Source organism: Ruminococcus sp. D54t1_190329_F1, assembly GCF_015551645.1.
Lineage (GTDB): Bacteria > Bacillota > Clostridia > Lachnospirales > Lachnospiraceae > Blautia_A > Blautia_A faecis.
Window position 1 is genome coordinate 1 of sequence record NZ_JADNDC010000084.1, and the last position, 2,206, is coordinate 2,206.

Annotated in this window: 2 protein-coding genes; both read right to left on the bottom strand. The window is 37.1% G+C overall.

The window, feature by feature from the left end; all coding sequences use genetic code 11:
* Positions 1-272: 272 nt before the first annotated feature.
* The gene (locus I2D69_RS19540; RefSeq protein ID WP_173716710.1) at positions 273-1,283 is read right to left on the bottom strand and encodes a helix-turn-helix transcriptional regulator; all 1,011 of its coding nucleotides are present in this window, start codon (positions 1,281-1,283) and stop codon (positions 273-275) included.
* Between the two features lie 149 nt (positions 1,284-1,432).
* Positions 1,433-1,621 carry a hypothetical protein gene (locus I2D69_RS19545; protein WP_195380416.1) on the bottom strand — a complete coding sequence of 63 codons (189 nt, stop codon included), beginning with the start codon at positions 1,619-1,621 and terminating at the stop codon, positions 1,433-1,435.
* Positions 1,622-2,206: the final 585 nt, after the last annotated feature.

Below are 2,206 nucleotides of genomic sequence, written 5' to 3' on the forward strand. Positions count from 1 at the left end.
TTGATTTTGGCATGAAAAATACCTCCAAAGTAACAGATTTTTATATTTAATCTGTCTACTTTAGAGGTATCATATCACTGGTAAACTAGGCGGCAATTTTTGTCACATCATATATCGGACTAACCGTCTATCGGTAGCACTCTTTTTCTATAATCATATTATCACGCAGCTGTGTAAATGTCAAAAAGTTCTTTTTCTATTAGAAATAACCACCAACGCGAACTGGAATTTCTGGATGAGTATAATATGCGGAAAATAAACTTAATTCCATTTTAAATATAGTGCTGAGTTTCACTGCCATTCTTTAACACCATTTTCACCACACCAAGCAATGCTGCAAATAAAACACCTGCAACCGGCCATACAATCCATGTAATATCCCAGCTCATCGTCCAGAAGCTCCATGCAAGGTAAATCGCTGTAGTCAAGCACCAATATACACCAGAAAACGTGTCCGTCTTTTTCTTAAACAGTTTTTCTTCTTTTGTATATTCGCCTTCCTGAAGAAGGGTATCGTAACTGCTTTTTACCATCCCAACACGAATCAACAGATTTACTCCTATTGCAAGTATGAATAGCAGCAATCCAACGGAAAGGCCACAGTAATAGTCAGACGCTTCCATGGCTTCGGCAATAATTGTCGGAATCACTGCCAGTATACAAAGCACTACCCCAACAGCTGTTCCTCTGATAAAAATCGGCTCATAGAAATCTTTTTTTTCTCGTACCATTCCAGATACACCATACTCTGTTTCAAAGCATTCTTTTTCAAAATGTTCCATATGAGATTCACGCATTCCATATGTAATAAACAAAAAGACGGCTGCTGCAACCATTCCAAGCAAAAAAACACATCCAAATACTGTTGCCAGAGATTCTGAAACATGAAATACGCCATCTTCTGCCATTGTCTCAAGAACAATCAGTAATATTGGACTTGAGATACACATACTTGTTGCATTTGCCACTACTTTGGATCCATTTCTTTTCATGTCAAGAAATTCATTTGCATTCTCCATAGTTACTTTTTTCAATGGTTCTGCATAGCTTTCAGTACTTTCGTGATAGGTGATATTTTCTGCTTTCATTTCATCTTTTAATAGATAATCTGTACTGACACCAAAAAGCTCCGACATCTGTAAAATTCTTTGCAAATCCGGAACAGCTCCTGCACTTTCCCACTTAGATACTGCCTGTCTGGATACGCCCAACTGATTGGCTAGTTCTTCCTGTGACCATCCATTCTTTTTTCTTTCCTCTGTAATCTTATCAGCTAAAATCATTTTTTTCTCCTTTTGCAGATTTTATGAGCTAAATATAACAGTTTTGCTGTTTGCATTCCACCATTTCAGGCTGTAAATCTGTCAACCAGCAGTTGCAAATCACAAAAGGACTCGATGAATCCCGATTTTCCAGCAATACAAGCATGAAATTATTTATCATCTGTATTGTTTTCCTTTTTCTTATGCGTCGAACCTAGGCAAAGAAATGAGGAACCAAGACATAACCATACTATAGCCATAGAATTTTCATTTCCACTCGTAAAGCCAATAGCTGACACTATGAAAAACAGAACTGATGCAATATAAAATAAGATTGGTTTGTTTATTCCTTTTTTCATAAATAAGAAACTCCTCCAAATACCGATTGTTTTCTTGGCACCGTTTTGGCATCGGAAGCCTTAGTCGAAAAGATTTTTTTCCACGGCTAACAAATGCTGCTCTACCAACTTTATATTGCACCGGTAGTTTTTAATTGTTATAATCGAAACATGGGTGCTACCATAACGGTAGGCGGTTAGTCCTTCAACAGAGGGACTGTGACCCTCTGATTACATAGAAACCTGAAAGGGAATCCACTGGAAAGGAGGGCTAAGCCAATGAGTATTGTGGACTTCATAGCAGTAGTGAGCTTCGGCTTAACCTGCTTTAGTATCGGATATACATTAGGCAAAGATAATCATAAACCACAAAAATAACCGCCCTGTCTGCAAACTAAGCGGTTATCTTTGATAGATATTCTAAATAGTAAAACGGACTAACCGTCTATCGGTAGCACTCTTTTTCTATAATCATATTAGCACGCATGTGCAGAAATGTCAAAAAATTTTTATTCTACTTTTTGAAGTTTATGAACCATTTATGATAATGTCCTAATATACCATAAAGGAAAATGTCCCAATGTAGTATAATGCTTCCATCAACAG